The sequence below is a fragment of the Streptomyces sp. A18 genome, assembly GCF_059026065.1.
The window spans coordinates 1-14,534 of sequence record NZ_JBWLKL010000040.1 but is presented as its reverse complement, the minus strand read 5'-3'; the positions used below and the strand labels follow the sequence as shown (position 1 = coordinate 14,534).

At 70.7% G+C, this 14,534-nt stretch carries 14 protein-coding genes; 4 read left to right on the top strand and 10 right to left on the bottom strand.

Going from position 1 to position 14,534, the window contains the following annotated elements:
• Positions 1-28: 28 nt before the first annotated feature.
• The 10 genes from AC5P1C_RS36330 to AC5P1C_RS36285 are packed head-to-tail and all read right to left on the bottom strand — an operon-like array spanning position 29 to position 9,990.
• Complete coding sequence (locus AC5P1C_RS36330; protein ID WP_493870269.1) at positions 29-1,567, bottom strand: NADH-quinone oxidoreductase subunit N; 1,539 nt, start codon at positions 1,565-1,567, stop codon at positions 29-31.
• Positions 1,564-3,171 carry an NADH-quinone oxidoreductase subunit M gene (locus AC5P1C_RS36325; RefSeq protein WP_493870268.1) on the bottom strand — a complete coding sequence of 536 codons (1,608 nt, stop codon included), beginning with the start codon at positions 3,169-3,171 and terminating at the stop codon, positions 1,564-1,566. Before AC5P1C_RS36325 ends, AC5P1C_RS36330 begins: the two co-directional genes overlap by 4 nt.
• Before the next feature lie 6 nt (positions 3,172-3,177).
• The gene (locus tag AC5P1C_RS36320) at positions 3,178-5,172 is read right to left on the bottom strand and encodes an NADH-quinone oxidoreductase subunit 5 family protein (RefSeq protein WP_493870267.1); all 1,995 of its coding nucleotides are present in this window, start codon (positions 5,170-5,172) and stop codon (positions 3,178-3,180) included.
• The gene (gene nuoK / locus AC5P1C_RS36315) at positions 5,169-5,573 is read right to left on the bottom strand and encodes an NADH-quinone oxidoreductase subunit NuoK (RefSeq protein ID WP_493870266.1); all 405 of its coding nucleotides are present in this window, start codon (positions 5,571-5,573) and stop codon (positions 5,169-5,171) included. The genes AC5P1C_RS36320 and nuoK overlap by 4 nt, the downstream gene beginning before the upstream one ends.
• On the bottom strand, positions 5,573-6,172 hold the full coding sequence (locus tag AC5P1C_RS36310; protein WP_493870265.1) for an NADH-quinone oxidoreductase subunit J family protein: 600 nt from the start codon (positions 6,170-6,172) through the stop codon (positions 5,573-5,575). Before AC5P1C_RS36310 ends, nuoK begins: the two co-directional genes overlap by 1 nt.
• A complete protein-coding gene (locus tag AC5P1C_RS36305) occupies positions 6,169-6,744 on the bottom strand; it encodes a NuoI/complex I 23 kDa subunit family protein (RefSeq protein WP_493870264.1) in 576 nt (191 codons plus the stop codon). Before AC5P1C_RS36305 ends, AC5P1C_RS36310 begins: the two co-directional genes overlap by 4 nt.
• Complete coding sequence (locus AC5P1C_RS36300) at positions 6,745-7,713, bottom strand: complex I subunit 1/NuoH family protein (protein ID WP_493870263.1); 969 nt, start codon at positions 7,711-7,713, stop codon at positions 6,745-6,747. It lies immediately after the preceding gene.
• Positions 7,710-8,933: an NADH-quinone oxidoreductase subunit C gene (locus AC5P1C_RS36295; RefSeq protein WP_493870262.1), complete on the bottom strand. Its 1,224-nt coding sequence runs from the start codon at positions 8,931-8,933 to the stop codon at positions 7,710-7,712. The genes AC5P1C_RS36300 and AC5P1C_RS36295 overlap by 4 nt, the downstream gene beginning before the upstream one ends.
• Positions 8,930-9,610 carry an NADH-quinone oxidoreductase subunit B gene (locus AC5P1C_RS36290; RefSeq protein ID WP_493870261.1) on the bottom strand — a complete coding sequence of 227 codons (681 nt, stop codon included), beginning with the start codon at positions 9,608-9,610 and terminating at the stop codon, positions 8,930-8,932. The genes AC5P1C_RS36295 and AC5P1C_RS36290 overlap by 4 nt, the downstream gene beginning before the upstream one ends.
• Positions 9,601-9,990: an NADH-quinone oxidoreductase subunit A gene (locus tag AC5P1C_RS36285; RefSeq protein WP_266863289.1), complete on the bottom strand. Its 390-nt coding sequence runs from the start codon at positions 9,988-9,990 to the stop codon at positions 9,601-9,603. Before AC5P1C_RS36285 ends, AC5P1C_RS36290 begins: the two co-directional genes overlap by 10 nt.
• A gap of 220 nt (positions 9,991-10,210) precedes the next feature.
• Here AC5P1C_RS36285 and AC5P1C_RS36280 point away from each other — a divergent pair, with 220 nt between their 5' ends.
• The 4 genes from AC5P1C_RS36280 to AC5P1C_RS36265 form a co-directional block, all read left to right on the top strand.
• Positions 10,211-11,428: a sensor histidine kinase gene (locus AC5P1C_RS36280; protein WP_493870260.1), complete on the top strand. Its 1,218-nt coding sequence runs from the start codon at positions 10,211-10,213 to the stop codon at positions 11,426-11,428.
• A gap of 134 nt (positions 11,429-11,562) precedes the next feature.
• Complete coding sequence (locus AC5P1C_RS36275; RefSeq protein WP_493870259.1) at positions 11,563-12,933, top strand: sensor histidine kinase; 1,371 nt, start codon at positions 11,563-11,565, stop codon at positions 12,931-12,933.
• A gap of 240 nt (positions 12,934-13,173) precedes the next feature.
• Positions 13,174-13,833, top strand: coding sequence for a response regulator transcription factor (locus tag AC5P1C_RS36270; RefSeq protein ID WP_308429567.1), 660 nt, complete (start codon positions 13,174-13,176; stop codon positions 13,831-13,833).
• Between the two features lie 285 nt (positions 13,834-14,118).
• Positions 14,119-14,534: 2-oxoacid:acceptor oxidoreductase family protein (locus AC5P1C_RS36265; RefSeq protein ID WP_493870258.1), on the top strand; the 416-nt coding region annotated here is incomplete at its 3' end.

The following is a 14,534-nucleotide window of genomic DNA, read 5'->3' as shown; positions in this document are numbered from 1 at the left end:
GAGCGGCCCTGTCGACAAGGGGGGCGCGTCAGAAGAGGCCGGTGTCGGAGAACCTCAGGACGAGTTGCGGCGCCCCGGAGAGCGCGATGCCGAGGACCGCCGTCAGGGCGATGGCGGCCGTCAAGGGGGCCGGGACGCTGTGCTTGACCGGCTCGCCCTCGGGGGCGCGGAACAGCAGCGCGGTCCACTGGAGGTAGTAGAAGAGCGCGATCACTACGTTCACGGCCATCACCACGGCGAGCCAGCCGAGGCCCGCGTCGACCGCCGCCGAGAAGACGGTGACCTTCGCGAAGAGGCCGATGATGCCCGGCGGCAGGCCCGCGAGGCAGAGCAGGAAGAAGCCGAGCACCAGGGCGGCGAGGGGGCTGCGCGCGTACAGGCCCCGGTAGTCGCTGACGCGGTTCAGGCGCTGCGTACGGCCGACCAGCGCGGCGACGGCGAAGGCCCCCAGGTTCACCGCCGCGTACATCAGGGCGTACGCGACGGTGGAGCCGATGGCCTTCTCGGCCTCGGCGGGGTTGTCGGCGTATCCGGCCGCGGCGATCGGCACCAGGAGGTATCCCGCCTGACCGACCGATGACCAGGCGAGCAGGCGGACCGCGCTGTACGCGCGCGTGGCCTGTTGGCGCAGCGCCGCCACGTTGCCCGCGGTCATGGTGAGGGCGGCGAGCACGGCGAGTGCCGGGCCCCACACGTCCGCGTACGAGGGGAAGGCGACGACGGTGACGAGGATCAGGCCGGTGAAGCCGACCGCCTTGCCGACCACGGAGAGGTAGGCCGCGACCGGCAACGGGGCGCCTACGTAGGTGTCGGGCACCCAGAAGTGGAAGGGCACGGCGGCCACCTTGAAGGCGAAGCCGACGAGAGTGAGGGCGACGCCGGTCTGGGCGAGCGTGTCCAACTGCCCGTCCACCTGCTGGAGCTCGGTGGCGATCTCCGTGAGGTGCAGGGTGCCCGTCGCGGCGTACACGAAGCTGACGCCCATCAGCGTCACGGCGGTCGCGGTGACGGAGGAGAGGAAGAACTTCAGGGCCGCTTCGGAGGACCGCTTGTCGCCGTGCCTGAGGCCGACGAGCGCGAAGGCGGGCAGCGAGGCGACCTCCAGGGCGACGACGAGCGTCGCGAGGTCACGGGAGGCGGGCAGCAGCGCGGCGCCCGCCGCGGAGGCGAGCAGCAGGAACCAGAACTCCCCTTCGGGGAGTTCCCTCTTCGTGCCGTTCGCGTCCTTGAGGGCGCTCATCGACAGCAGCGCGGCCAGCAAGGCACCGCCCAGGACGAGCAGTTGGATGACGAGCGTGAAGCGGTCGGCGGTGTAGCTGCAGGCGTCCGCGCCGCTGGTGAGGCAGAACGTCGACCGGTCGTCGTCCAGGATCGGGAGGAGAGAGAGCGCGGCGGCGGCAAGTCCCGCGACGGAGATCCAGCCGAGCAGCGCCTTCTTCTGGTCGCCCACGAAGAGGTCGGCGACGAGCACGAGGAGACCGACGACCGCCGCGATGGTGGGCGGAGCGATCGCGAGCCAGTCGACGGACTGGACGACGCCGGCGGCGCTTTCGGCGGCCACGGTCACGACTTGCCTCCTGAGAGGAGCTGCTGCACGGCCGGGTCGGTGAGGCCGAGCAGAGCGGCGGGCCAGAGTCCGGCGAGGACGGTGAGGGCGACGAGCGGGGTCCAGGCGGCGAACTCGTAGCCCTGGACGTCGGCGAGCGCCGGGGTGTCGGTCTTGGCGGCGCCCTGCGACGCCTGGGGTCCCTGGGGCACCGGGCCCATGCAGACACGGCGTACGACGATGAGCATGTACGCGGCAGTGAGCAGGGTGCCGACGGCCGCGATCGCCATAAAGGTGAGGAAGGCCGGGCGGCTCAGCTCGTCGGCGGGCTTGAACGCGCCGAACAGGGCGAGCATTTCACCCCAGAACCCGGCGAGGCCCGGAAGGCCGAGCGAGGCCACGGCGCCGAAGGCGAGGAGTCCGCCGAGGCGGGGGGCCTTGCCGTAGAGCGCGGCGCCCGATTCCTGCGCGAGGGTGTCGAGATCGCTGGTGCCGGTGCGGTCCTTCAGCGCGCCGACGAGGAAGAACAGCAGACCGGTGATGAGGCCGTGCGCGATGTTGGCGAAGAGCGCGCCGTTCACGCCGGTCGGGCTCATCGTCGAGATACCGAGCAGGACGAAGCCCATGTGGCCCACGGACGAGTACGCGATGAGGCGTTTGAGGTCACCCTTCGCGCCCTGCTTGGCGAGCGCGAGGCAGGCCAGCGATCCGTAGATGATCCCGACGACCGCGAAGGCCGCGAGGTACGGCGCGAAGGTCTGCATTCCGTCGGGCGTGATCGGCAGCAGGATCCGCACGAAGCCGTACGTGCCCATCTTCAGCAACACCCCGGCCAGCAGGACCGAGCCGACGGTGGGCGCGGCCGTGTGCGCGTCCGGCAGCCAGCTGTGCAGCGGCCACATCGGCGTCTTGACCGCGAGGCCGATCCCGACCGCCAGAACGGCGATGACCTGCACGGATGTGGTCAGGCCCCGGCCGTTGTCAGTGGCGAGTGCCACCATGTCGAATGTGCCGGAATCGAGGCCGATGAGGAGGAGGCCGAGCAGCATCACGACGGAGCCGAGCAGTGTGTAGAGGATGAACTTCCAGGCGGCCTGCGTGCGTTGGGCGCCGCCCCAGCGTGCGATGAGGAAGTACATCGGGATGAGGACCATCTCGAACGCCAGGAAGAACAGCAGCAGATCGAGGACGGCGAAGGTCGCGAGGGTGCCGGACTCGAGTACGAGGATCAGCGCGACGAATGCCTTGGGAGACGGGCCCGCAGGCATTTTGAAGTAGGAGTACAGCGCGCAGAGGAAGGTCAGGAGCGCGGTCAGGACCAGGAGGGGGAGCGAGATGCCGTCGATGCCGAGGTGGATACGCACGTCGAGTGCGGGGATCCAGCTGATATCGGTCGTGGCCTGCATTTTTGACGGCTGGTCATGGTTGAAGCCGAGTGCCAGGACGATCGCGGCGATGAGGATCGCGCCGGTCACGACCACGCCGTGGCGGAGTACGGCCTGGTCGGGCGACTTCCCCTTCAGTCCGGGCGGGGCCGGGAGCAGGGCGGCCACGGCGCCGATGAGCGGGCCGACCACGATCAACGCCAGAAGAAGCTGCATCACGGATTCACTGATATCGATCACGGCTGCTCACGCTCCGGCGGTGGCGACGAGGACGGCGGCGACAGCCAGGACGACGGTGCCTGCGAGCAGCGCGCTCAGGTAGGTCTGCACATTGCCGGTCTGTGCGCGGCGGACGGCCGCGCCGAGCCAGCGGGGTGCGGTGCCCGCACCGCGTACGTACGTGTCGACGACCTCGCGGTCGAGGAACCGGACGAGGCGCGCGGCTGCCTGGACGGGGCGCACGAACAGGGCGGCGTAGACGGCGTCGAGGTGGAAACCGACGGCGGCGTGCCGGTGCAGCGGGCCGAGCAGGAGGCGGCCGGGGTCGGCCGGGTCGTGGGCCTGGGCCACGTCTCCGTAGGCGGGGGCGTGCGTGGCGATGGCCTCTGCTTCGACCAGGCCTCCGTCGGCCCCGGTGTCGGCGGCGACCGCGCCCATCGGGTGGCGGACGGCCAGCGCCGTGGTGTGGCGCCACGCCCCGTACGTGACGAGCCCGCCGACGAGGGCGAGTCCGGTGCCGAGGACGGACGTGGTGAGCGTCGGGTTGAGCGAGTGGCCGTCGAACCAGTCCGGCAGGACACCGACGGTGAGACCGAAGGCGAGCGAGGGGACGGCGAGCACCCACAGCACGGCGGTCATCGTGACGGGCTGGCGACCGTGATCCGGGGCTTCGGGGCCCCTGCCGTTGAAGGCGAGCAGCCACAAGCGAGTCGCGTAGGCGGCGGTGAGGAGGGCGGTGACGAGACCGGCGACGAGCACGATCCAGCCCGCCGCGGTGGGCGCGATCTCGGAGTGGCCTGTGGCCGCGTGCTCGGCGGCGCCCAGGACGGCTTCCTTGGAGAAGAAGCCGCTGAAGGGCGGGATCGCGGCGAGCGCGAGGAGCGCCACGGTCATCGTCCAGAAGGCGTCGGGGACCCGGTCACGCAGGCCCTTCATGCGGGACATCGCGGCGAGGGAGTTGGTGCCGGCAGCGTGGATGATCACGCCGGCGCCAAGGAAGAGGAGCGCCTTGAAGGCGCCGTGCGAGAGGAGGTGGAAGACGGCGGCGCCGCGGTCGCCGACGGCGAGGGCCCCGGTCAGATAGCCGAGCTGGCCGATCGTCGAGTAGGCGAGGACGCGCTTGATGTCGTCCTGGGCGAGCGCCGCGAGGGCCGAGCCTGCCATCGTGACGGCGGCCATGACGGCGAGGACGACCAGGGCTGCTGCCGATTCGGCGAAGACGGGGAGGAGCCGGGCCACGAAGTAGACACCGGCGGCGACCATCGTCGCGGCGTGGATGAGCGCGGAGACTGGCGTGGGGCCCGCCATCGCGTCGGGCAGCCAGGTGTGCAGCGGGAACTGCGCGGACTTGCCCGCCACACCGGCGAGGAGCAGCAGGGCGATCAGCGTCGGGTGGTCGAGGCCGCCGCCCGCGACCGTTCCGAGGACGGTCGTGATGCGGAACGAACCGGCGTCGACGGCGAGCGCGAACAGGCCGATCAGGAAGGGGACGTCGCCGAGCTTGGTGACCAGGAAGGCCTTGAGGGAGGCGGCGCGGGCTTCGGGCGTCTCCCAGTAGTGGCCGACGAGGAAGTACGAGCAGATGCCCATGATCTCCCAGCCGACCAGGAGCACCATCAGGTCGCCGGAGTAGACGACGAGCAGCATCGCGGAGGTGAAGAGGGAGACGAGAGCGGCGTACGAGGGGTAGCGCGGGTCGTCGCGCAGGTAGCCCGTCGAGTAGATCTGCACGCAGGAGGCGACGACGCCGACCAGGACGGCGACCAGGGCGGCGAAGCCGTCGACGTGCAGGGCGAGTTCGATGGGGACCGAGCCGGTCGGGGTGAGCTCGGTGGCGGAGTCGATGTCGGCGCCGCCTCCGTGGCGGGCCGCGACCACGACGGCGAGGACCAGCGCCGCCAGGGTGGGCAGCACCGCGAGGGGGCGTACGAGACCCGGGACGGTGCGGCCGAGCAGCAGGCCGGCGACCGCGCCGAGGAACGGCAGGAGGGGGACGAGTACGGCGAGGGTGGTCGTGGTCACGCGGTGGCCTCAGCCTTCTGCGACTTCTGCGAGGACTTGGCCGGGGCGGGCTCTTCACCGGCGGCGTCCCCGGCGTCCCCGGGGTCGTCCTCAGGGCCCTCGGCGGTGTCACGGAGGTCGTCGACCGCGGAGGAGCCGCGGTTGCGGTAGACCGCGAGGACGATCGCGAGGCCGATGCCGATCTCCGCGGCGGCGATGGCGATGGTGAAGAGGGTCAGGGCCTGGCCGGAGTGGAGGGCGTCGCGGAGCCAGACGTCGAAGGCGACCAGGTTGAGGTTGACGGCGTTGAGCATCAGCTCGACGGACATCAGGACCAGGATCGCGTTGCGGCGGGCGAGCACTCCGTACAGGCCTACGCAGAAGAGGAGGACGGCCAGGACGGCGGGATAGGCGAGGTGCATCAGCGGTCTCCCTCCGGGGTGGTGGCGTTCTTGGCGTTCCTGCGGGAGAGGACGATCGCGCCGACCAGGGCGGCGAGGAGCAGGACCGAAAGGGCCTCGAAGGGCAGCACCCAGTGCTTGAAGAGGAACTCGCCGGTCACTGCGGTGGAGCCCTGCGCCTCGTCGGCGGCGCGGTCGAGGTCGATCCACTTGGTGCGGAAGGCGTCGACGACCACCCAGACCAGGGAGGCCGCGGCGAGGACGGCCACCGCGAGCGCGACCGGGCGGTTGCCCGAATCGGCGTCCGGGGAGCGGCCGATGGGGGCGCGCGTCAGCATCAGACCGAAGAGGAGGAGTACGACGACGGAGCCGACGTAGATCAGGACCTGCACCCACGCGATGAACTCGGCGGTGAGCAGGAGGTACTCGACGGCCAGGCCGCCGAGTGTCGCCACGAGCCACAGGGCGGCGTGCACCAGCTGCTTGGTGGTGACGGTGACGATGGCCGAGCCGAGGGTGACGAGGCCGACCAGGAGGAAGGCGATCTCCACTCCCGTCGGGGAGAGGAAGCCTTGGGGGGCGTCGGCCGCCAGAGAAGTGGCGGCGGCTGCGAGGGTCACGCGTCTCCCTCCGGGGCGGCTGCTTCCGAGGCGGCTGCTTCCGCTTCCTGTGCGGCGGCCAGCTTCTCCGCCGCCTTGCGGGCGGTGACGATCTCCTTGGGGTCCTCGGCCGCGGGGTCAAGGGCCGGCGGGGCGGGGACCGTCCACATCCAGTCGCGGAGCTTGTCGCGCTCGTGGGTGAGTTCGTGGATGTCGGTCTCGGCGTACTCGAACTCCGGGGACCAGAACAGTGCGTCGAAGGGGCAGACCTCGATGCAGATGCCGCAGTACATGCAGAGGGAGAAGTCGATGGCGAAGCGGTCGAGGACATTGCGGCTGCGCTCCCGGCCGCCCTCGACGGCCGCCGGGACCGTCTCCTTGTGGGAGTCGATGTAGATGCACCAGTCCGGGCACTCGCGGGCGCAGAGCATGCAGACCGTGCAGTTCTCCTCGAAGAGCCCGATGACGCCTCGAGTGCGGGGCGGGAGTTCGGGCTGGTGCTCCGGGTACTGCTCGGTGACGGTCTTCTTCGTCATCGTGCGGAGGGTGACGGCGAGGCCCTTGGCCAGGCCGCTGCCAGGGATCGGAGGCATTTAGTTGATCGCCACCTTCACGATTCCGGTGAGCGCGATCTGCGCGAGGGCGAGCGGGACGAGGAAGGTCCAGGAGAGCTTCTGGAGCTGGTCCTCGCGGAGACGGGGGTAGCTGACGCGCAGCCAGATCACCAAAAAGGCGAGCACACCCGTCTTCAGGAGGGTCCAGACCCAGCCGAGGCCGTCGGCGCCCCAAGGACCGTGCCAGCCACCGAGGAAGAGGACTGTGGTGAGGCCGCAGAGGACGACGATTCCGGCGTACTCGGCGAGGAGGAAGAGGGCGAAACGCAAGCCCGTGTACTCGGTGTACGCACCGAAGATGATCTCCGAGTCGGCGACCGGCATGTCGAAGGGCGGGCGCTGGAGTTCGGCGAGGCCCGCGATGAAGAAGACGAGGGCGCCGACGATCTGCCAGGGCAGCCACCACCACTCGAAGGCGTTGAGGATGCCGGGGAGTGACACCGTCCCTGCGGCCATCGCGACCGAGGCCGCGGCGAGCAGCATCGGGAGTTCGTACGCGAGGAGCTGGGCGGCGGTGCGCAGGCCGCCGAGGAGGGAGAACTTGTTGGCGCTCGCCCAGCCCGCCATGAGCGAGCCGAGTACGCCGATGCCCATGACCGCGAGGACGAAGAAGATGCCCGCGTCGACGAGTTGACCGACGGCGCCTTCGCTCGGGCCGATGGGGATGGCCACCAGGACGAGGAGGTAGGGCAGCAGGGCGACGGCAGGGGCGAGCTGGAAGATGCGGCGGTCGGCCTGGGCCGGTACGACGTCTTCCTTCTGCGCGAACTTGACTCCGTCGGCGACGAGCTGGGCCCAGCCGTGGAAGCCGCCCGCGTGCATGGGGCCGAGGCGGCCCTGCATGTGGGCCATCACCTTGTGCTCGGTCTGGCCGATGACCAGGGGCAGGACGAGGAAGACGGCGAAGACGATGAGGAGACGCAGGGCGACGTCGAGCGCGTCGGTCACTCCGAGCCTCCTGGGCGCTCGTCGTCGGTCTGGGGGGTGTCGGCGCTGTCGGTGGACTGCTCGGGCTCGGCGGGAGCGGGCTCGGGCGCCTGGGGCTCAGCGGGAGCGGGCTCGGGCGCCTCGGTGTCTTCGAACGCCGGGCGGGCCCGGTGCCACGGCGCATCGGAACTGGCCGCGGGCTTCTCGCGCTGCGGCTCGGGGCCGGACGCGGCAGCTTCGGGTGCAGGAGCCTCGGGGGCCGCAGGAGCGGCGGGGGCCGCAGGAGCCGCCGGGGCCTCCGGGGCCTCCGGGGCTGCTGGTGACTCCGGGGCCGCCGGGGTCTCCGGTGCCGCTGGTGACTCCGGGCTCACAGCGGCGGGAGCCTCCGGTGCGGCCGGTGCCTCCGGGGCCGCCGGTGCCGCCGGTGCCGCCGGGGTGGCCGGGGCGGCCGGGGCGGCCGGTGGGGTCTCCCGCGCCGAGCGCTGGGACGCCGATCCCTGGCTCACGCTGCGCGCCCGGCGCGGGGCTGCCGGAGCCTCGGGCTGGTCGGCGGCTGTCTGACCAGCGGTTCCAGGCGCCTGGCTCGCCGAGCCCTCCCCCGCTGTGCGTGTCCGGCGGACCGGGCGGTCGCCTGCCGCGCGGGCGGCGCCGCGGGCCGGGCGGGCCGGGGCCGCGGGGAGTTGGCCCTTCAGGGGGCCCCATTCGTTCGGGTCGGGTACGCCGGGGGGCAGCATCTGGCGTCGCTTGGGACCGCCGTGCTCCGACTCCCCCGGCTCCTTCGCGCCAGGCCACGCCTTCGCGACGCGGGCGGCCAGGACGAAGTCCTTGCGCAGGGGGTGGCCTTCGAAGGTGTCCGGCAGGAGCAGCGGCACCAGGTGCGGGTGGCCTTCGAAAACTACGCCGAACATCTCGTGCGTCTCGCGCTCGTGCCACGCCGCGCCCGCGTAGACGTCGACCGCGGTCGGCAGGACCGGGGCGTCGTGCGGGACGGTCGTACGGATGAGGAGACGACGTACCGGAGAGAGCGCGACGACGTGGGCCGAGACGTGAAAGCCCGTGCCCGGTTCGTCGACGGCGCTCAGCCAGTCGAAGTAGGTGCAGGTCAGGGTCGTGCGCGCGGTTTCGAGCGCCGCGATCCACGAGCCCGGCGGGACGTCGACCGTCAAGAGGTCGTACGACTCGTCCGCCGTGGCCTCCGCTCCGAAGAGCTCCTCGACGGGGCTCGGCAGCCAGCCGGTCATGCCTTCTCCTCCCCCGGAGCCGAGGTTGAGGGTCCCGTTGCCTCCGGCGGCTTCACCAGTCCGCTCTGCAGAGCCGCCGTAGAAGGCCGGTTGCCACTCCCCTTGCCGTTGCCGTACCGCTCGCCCAGCGACTCCGCCGCGATCTTCTCCTGGAGCTTGAGGATGCCCTGGAGCAGCGCTTCGGGGCGGGGAGGGCAGCCGGGTACGTACACGTCGACCGGAATGATCTGGTCGACGCCCTTGGTCACCGCGTACGAATCCCAGTACGGGCCACCGCAGTTGGAGCAGGCGCCGAAGGAGATGACGTACTTGGGCTCGGGCATCTGCTCGTACAGGCGCTTCACTGCCGGGGCCATCTTGTCCGTGACCGTGCCCGACACCACCATCAGGTCGGCCTGGCGCGGGCCCGGCGCGAACGGGATCACGCCGAGCCGGATGAAGTCGTGCCGGGCCATGGAGGCGGCGATGAACTCGATCGCGCAACAGGCGAGGCCGAAGTTGAAGACCCACAACGAGTACCGGCGGCCCCAGTTGAGGACCACCTTCATCGGCTCGGGGGCCAGGCGCGACAGCACGCCCAGCTTCTGCGGTTCGGGCGTGGGGAGCACGGTCGGCTCGGGCAGGAGCACGGGCTCCGGGGTGACGTCCGTGCGAGGACGCTCCGGGGTCACGTCCATGTGAGGACGCCCTTCTTGTATGCGTACAGCAGGCCCACGGTCAGGAAGCCGAGGAAGATGAACATCTCCACCAGCGTCGTCGCACCGTAGCCGGGCGCGGCGAAGACCGTCGCCCATGGAAAGAGGAAGATCGAGTCGACGGCGAAGATGACGTAGAGGAACGCGTAGACGTAGTAGCGGACCTGGGTGTGGGCCCAGCCTTCGCCGACCGGGTCGACGCCGCACTCGTACGTCAGGAGCTTTTCGGGTGTCGGCACGACGGGACGCAACAACCGCCCCGCGCCGAAGGCGACGGCGACGAACAGCACGCCGACGACGGCGAGCAGTCCGACGACGGAGTACGACTGGTAGTAGCTCGCCGCGACATTCGTCACGTGCACGTCAGCCCCTCACTCCCTGACCGCCTCTGACACTCATCACTGTTCGACGATCTGTACGCACGGGAGTCTAGGGCCTGCTAAAGGCGAGGTAAGCAGAGCGTCACGCATCGGCAAGGACTGATCCCCCCATGGCGTTCCCTCCACAGGTGGGGTTATCCCCCGAGTGTCCGGGCGGTCCTCCTCATGGCATCGCCGCGGCGAGCCGTGCACCCTAGCGCTTATGACCGCACGCGCCATGTCCTCAGCCACGTCAGCCACGTCCTCGCCGCCCCCCGCTCGCTTCGCGGCGTACGACCGGCAGACCTGGAAGGAGATCGCGCACCTCCTCGCCAACCTCCCGCTGGGAGTGGCCGGTTTCGTCTATGTCGTCGTGACGCTCGCCGCCGGCGGCGCTCTCGCCGTGACGGTCATCGGCCTGCCGCTGCTCGCCGCCGCGCTGCTCGGCGCCCGGCTGATCGGCAGGGCTGAGCGGGCGCGGGCGCGGGGACTGCTCGGGCTGCGGATCGACGAGCCGAGCCCGATGCCGAAGCAGCAGGGGTACGGCTTCTTCAGCTGGCTGTGGTCGAGCCTGAAGGATCCGGTCGGCTGGCGCACGATGCTGTACGCGTTCATGCGGCTGCCGTGGGGCGTGGTGACGTTCACCGTCACCACGCTCGGGCTCTTCGTGCTCTGGCCCGTGCTTCCTTACATCGTGCGCGGCCTGACCAACGCCGACCGCGTGATGGTGCGCGGGCTGCTCTCGCCCTCCGACGAACTGGAGCGGCGCATCGTGGAGTTGGAGTCGGACCGCGGTGTGGTCGTCGACACGGCGGCGGCCGACCTGCGCCGCATCGAGCGCGACCTGCACGACGGCGCGCAGGCCCGCCTGGTGGCGCTCGCCATGGGGCTCGGCCTGGCCAAGGAGAAGCTCCTGGAGGACCCCGACACCGCGGCGGCGATGGTCGACGAGGCGCACGGCGAGGTGAAGCTCGCCCTCCAGGAACTGCGCGATCTCGCCCGCGGCATCCACCCCGCGGTCCTGACCGACCGCGGCCTGGACGCGGCGCTCTCCTCGGTGGCGTCGCGCTGCACGGTGCCGGTGAAGGTGACGGCCGATCTGCCGACGCGCCCGGCCGCCGCGATCGAGGGCATCGCGTACTTCACGGTCTCCGAGCTCCTGCAGAACGTCAGCAAGCACAGCGGGGCGCGCTCGGCCTCCGTGGACGTGTGGCGCGCCGACCAGCGGCTTCTCATCCAGGTGGGGGACGACGGGCGGGGCGGCGCGAGCCTGGAAGGTGGCACGGGGATGGCGGGGCTCGCGGACCGGCTCGGCGCGGTCGACGGCCTGTTCGTGATCGAGTCGCCGGAGGGCGGCCCCACGACGATCACGGCGGAGCTGCCGTGGCGGGACCGGGACCGCGACCGGGGCCACGACTGGGACCGCGATGCCCGGGGGTAGGGAAAACCCCCGATCGAAGACACCTACGCACCACATGGTCCGGATCACCTGCGGCCAGCACTCTTGAGATACGGCGCCGAACCAGCGCGTGACCCAAGAGGCAGCGCACGACCGAGCAGAAACGGACGACACCGATGGCCACGGAGTACGGACCGGAGTACGGACAGGAGTACGGACGCATGGACCGTTCGGAGTTCCGGGGATCCGACCTCGATGAGCGGCGGCGCCGCCTCCCCGCCGGGCTGCGCGCGCCGATCGAGGCCCGTGCCTGGAAGGAGTTCGGCTATGTGCTCCTGAGCCTGCCGATCAGCATCGTCACGTTCACGTTCGCCGTCACGATGCTGTCGCTGGGCGTCGGCCTCCTTGTCACGTTCATCGGCATCCCGGTGCTCGCCGCCGGGCTCGCGGCCTGCCGCGGCTTCGGCTCGCTGGAGCGGGTGCGGGCGCGGGCGCTGCTCGACGTGGAGGTGGCGAACCCCGAGCCGCTGCGGCCCAAGAACGGCGGCGGCCCGATGGCGTGGATGGGCGCCGCACTCAAGAGCGGTGTCTCCTGGCGGCACGTCCTCTACTCCGTCCTCCACATGCCGTGGGCGGTCTTCTCCTTCACCGTGTCGGTGGTCTTCTGGACGTACGGCTGGGCGATGCTCACGTACCCCCTGTGGCAGTGGCTCTACCCGCTCTACGGCGGCCAGGGCGGCATCCAGCTCTACGGCGACGACAACCACCGCGTCTACCTGGACAACCCCTTCGAGATCGGCGTCACCGCCCTCACCGGCCTGCTGATCACGCTCGCCGCCCCCTGGATCATCCGGGCCCTGACCACCGTCGACCGCGTCATGGTCGTCGGCCTGCTCGGCCCCTCCAGCCTGGCGACGCGCGTCGTCGAGCTGGAGTCGGACCGCGGAGTCGTCGTCGACACGGCGGCGGCCGACCTGCGCCGCATCGAGCGCGACCTGCACGACGGAGCGCAGGCCCGCCTGGTGGCGCTCGCCATGGACCTGGGTCTGGCCAAGGAGAAGCTGACGGACGACCCGGAGGCCGCCGCACGCATGGTGGGCGAGGCGCACGGCGAGGTGAAGGTCGCCCTCCAGGAGCTGCGCGACCTGGCCCGCGGCATCCACCCGGCCGTCCTGACCGACCGCGGTCTGGACGCGGCGCTCTCCGCGCTCGCCGCCCGGTGCACGGTCCCGGTGAACGTCGAGGTGGACCTGCCCGCGCGTCCCGCCGCCGCGATCGAGGGCATCGCGTACTTCACGGTCTCCGAGCTCCTGCAGAACATCAGCAAGCACGCGCGGGCGACCCGAGGCGCGGTCGACGTCTGGCAGGTCGAGGACCGGCTGATGCTGCAGGTCTCCGACAACGGGGCGGGGGGCGCGGATGTGACCGCGGGCTCCGGTCTGGCCGGGCTCGCCGAGCGGCTCGACGCGGTCGACGGGATCTTGGTCGTGGACTCGCCGGTGGGCGGGCCCACGACCGTGACGGCCGAGTTGCCCTGGCGGGCCTAGCGGCGGAGCGCTCGCCGCGCGCCCACCCGCTCACCCACCCGGTCGCCCCCAGCAGGGGGCGACCGGGTGGGTCGTGCCGTGCCGTGCCCGCCAGAAGCGAACCCCGCCAGGAGCGAACACGGACAACCGGTCTGTCCTCGAATGCCGTAACGCCCCTTCGTACGCGCGATACTGAGGTGCCGGGGGACAACCGACCACCAGAATCAAATATGCCGGGGGGCCGTGGACGTGGAGGACAAAGTGCGGGTCGTCATCGCCGAGGATTCAGTGCTTCTCAGGGAGGGCCTGACCCGCTTGCTGACCGACCGCGGACACGACGTCGTCGCGGGAGTGGGCGACGCGGACGCCCTGATCAAGACGATCGGTGAGCTCTCCTCGGCGGGCGAGCTGCCCGATGTGGTCGTCGCCGACGTGCGGATGCCGCCGACGCACACCGACGAGGGGGTGCGGGCCGCGGTGCATCTGCGCCACCAGTTTCCCGGGCTCGGGGTCCTCGTCCTCTCCCAGTACGTCGAGGAGCAGTACGCCACCGAGCTGCTCGCCGGGTCCAGCCGTGGCGTCGGCTACCTGCTCAAGGACCGCGTCGCCGAGGTGCGCGAGTTCGTGGACGCGGTGGTGCGCGTCGCGCAGGGCGGCACCGCGCTCGACCCGGAGGTCGTGGCACAGCTGCTCGGCCGCAGCCGCAAGCAGGACGTGCTCGCGGGGCTTACACCGCGCGAGCGCGAGGTACTCGGTCTCATGGCCGAGGGGCGCACGAACTCAGCGGTCGCCCGGCAGCTGGTGGTGAGCGACGGTGCCGTCGAGAAGCACGTCAGCAACATCTTCCTGAAGCTGGGGCTCTCCCAGAGCGACGGGGACCACCGGCGTGTACTGGCGGTTCTCACCTATCTCAACTCCTAGCAATCTGACACTGCGTCAGCTATCTGTTGTCCGCGATGGTCAAGAGCAACGGCAACAGCATGAGTACGGAGAACAGTCCTAGAACCAAAGGATGAGTGGGGGCGTCTTCCATGACGGGCCGGGGGGCCGGGCACATCTCGACAAAACGGGGCATTGTCGCGTCTCAAAAGCGCGTCCGTCATGCGATCTACCCCAGGAAGGCGACCCTTACAGACGTAGGGTGGGCCTTGGGAAGGCCGGTCGCCCAGCCCTTCCCGCTCAGCCGCCCGAGGGAGGTCCAGTTCCGTGACCAGCCAGGTCAGTAGCCCAGCCGAGCAGGCCGATGGGGCAGTCGTCGGAGAGCAGCGCAAGCCTGCTGGTGAGAAGGATGTACGCCGTCTGGATCGGGTGATCATCCGTTTCGCGGGTGACTCCGGTGACGGTATGCAACTCACCGGTGACCGATTCACATCAGAGACGGCGTCCTTCGGGAACGACCTCTCGACACTGCCGAACTTCCCCGCCGAGATCCGGGCGCCTGCCGGGACGCTGCCGGGCGTCTCCTCCTTTCAGCTGCATTTCGCGGATCACGACATCCTGACGCCGGGGGACGCGCCGAACGTCCTCGTCGCAATGAACCCGGCCGCGTTGAAGGCGAACATCGCCGATGTGCCGCGGGGTGCGGAGATCATCGTGAACACGGATGAGTTCTCCAAGCGGGC

Bases quoted from the DNA above. Each gene is read 5' to 3' on its own strand.
- nuoK (WP_493870266.1), bottom strand. From the start codon at position 5,573: ATGCACCTCGCCTATCCCGCCGTCCTGGCCGTCCTCCTCTTCTGCGTA.
- AC5P1C_RS36305 (WP_493870264.1), bottom strand. From the start codon at position 6,744: ATGCCTCCGATCCCTGGCAGCGGCCTGGCCAAGGGCCTCGCCGTCACC.
- AC5P1C_RS36295 (WP_493870262.1), bottom strand. From the start codon at position 8,933: ATGACCGGCTGGCTGCCGAGCCCCGTCGAGGAGCTCTTCGGAGCGGAG.
- AC5P1C_RS36290 (WP_493870261.1), bottom strand. From the start codon at position 9,610: ATGGACGTGACCCCGGAGCGTCCTCGCACGGACGTCACCCCGGAGCCC.
- AC5P1C_RS36280 (WP_493870260.1), top strand. From the start codon at position 10,211: ATGACCGCACGCGCCATGTCCTCAGCCACGTCAGCCACGTCCTCGCCG.
- AC5P1C_RS36275 (WP_493870259.1), top strand. From the start codon at position 11,563: ATGGCCACGGAGTACGGACCGGAGTACGGACAGGAGTACGGACGCATG.